Raw genomic sequence first — 1,791 nt, 5'->3', positions numbered from 1 at the left:
TGACCACATCGGTCACAAAAAGATCGACCTCAAGATTCGCATCTTCCAGCGTCGTCAATGCAGCCTCAGCATTTTCCGCCTCGAGCACGGTGTAACCGCGCAGGCGCAAGGCGCGCGACGCGAAGGCCCGCACAGGCGCCTCATCCTCTACCAGCAAGATTACTCCTGCCCCCGGTCGGTTCGGAACCGGCTTCTTTACCGGGCCGGCCAGCGCCATTTCCGGTTTTGCCTCATTCACCGGAAAATACAGCGTGAAGGTAGACCCTTTGCCCAGAGCGCTGTCAACAAAGATGAAACCGCCAGATTGCTTGACAATACCATATACCGTTGAGAGGCCAAGCCCGGTGCCTTGGCCGACACCTTTGGTGGTATAAAACGGTTCAAATATCTTCTGGAGTCGATCTTGGGCAATCCCGCAGCCGGCATCCACCACCCGGATGACGGAATAGGCACCTGCGGGGACCAATACGCGATCACGGGTCAAATCATCCGCCAGATCAATTGCTTCGGTCTCGACATGGATGATGCCGCTGCCGTTCATCGCATCGCGCGCATTGACGACAAGGTTCATCAACACCTGCTCCAACTGGCGCTTGTCGGCCCGGATCGCGCGCAGATCAGACGCATGGCTCAGATGAAGCTGAACCCGTTCACCCACCAAGCGGTTCAAAAGATGCGTCATCTCTGACAGCACGCCTTCCAACTCGATATGTTCCGGCTTCAACGTCTGTTTGCGCGAAAATGCGAGCAACTGCCCGACGAGACTTGCCGCGCGATTGACGTTCTGATGGATCTGCACAAGATCGGCATATTCCGGGTCGGTCTGGGCATGGCGCAGCAGCAGCAGGTCGCAATGGCCGGAGATCGCCGTCAGCAAATTATTGAAATCATGCGCAATCCCACCCGCAAGTTGCCCGATGGCCTGCATCTTCTGGCTTTGGACAAACTGCGCTTCAAGGGTTTTGAGCGCGGTGGCGTCCTGCAGGATCGCCAGCGCGCCGGGGCGACCGCCTTCGACAATGCGGCTCAGCGCGACCTGAACGAAAACATCCGTTCCCTCGCGGCGCAGGCGCATCACTTCGGCCGCACCCGCAACGCGCTCCGCCATGACATCGGCCAACCAATCGGAAACCGCACGGCCCAAGCCTTCGAAAACGTCATGGATCAGCGGCAATTCATCGCTTTGAATGCCGATCAGTTCACGGGCGGAGGCATTGGCGGTCCGCATGCTGCCATCGGCGCGGAACTTGATGACGGCGATCGGCAAATGTTCGAAATCCGCGACCATCTCCGATCCGTCAGCGCGCTCACGCACCGGCAGCAGGTAGATTTCCCGCCGCTCGCCCATGCCTTCGATCTCTGCCAGAATCGCGCGTACAGGGCCTTCGGCCGCCGCAACTTCCACCTCCTCCCCCGAGCGCAGAACGGGGGAGTTGAACACCCGGTCCATCCGCTTCGGGCGCGATCCCAGCAGGCGGCGCATCGCTTCATTGGTGAACAGCACAACACCGGATTTGTTGGCAACCATCATCGGCAGGCTGAGCATCTCGGCGCCGCGACCGGCCTGCGCACGATCAACAAACTCCTCCAGCCGCCACAGGAAGCGCTCGGGCGTCAGGGCGTGAACCGAAAGCCTTGTATGGCCGCGCCGCGTCACCACATCCTCCCGCGCCGAACCGCCATTGCGCGCCCGGCTTTGCAGCCGGAACAGCACCGAGGCGGGACTGGCGAAATGATCGTTCAGCTTGGCAATCAACGTCTCCCCCGCAGAGGCGAAACGCTTCTGTGCCG

1 protein-coding gene is annotated in these 1,791 nt (G+C 60.4%); it reads right to left on the bottom strand.

Annotated features, from left to right (window positions below; translation table 11 throughout):
- A partial coding sequence (locus L0H65_RS19400) for an ATP-binding protein (RefSeq protein ID WP_301460826.1) occupies positions 1-1,791 on the bottom strand: 1,791 nt, incomplete at both ends.

Source organism: Pseudorhodobacter sp., assembly GCF_030452865.1.
GTDB lineage: Bacteria > Pseudomonadota > Alphaproteobacteria > Rhodobacterales > Rhodobacteraceae > Pseudorhodobacter.
Note: the sequence above shows the minus strand (reverse complement) of the source record. Positions and strands in the feature narration are given on the sequence as shown.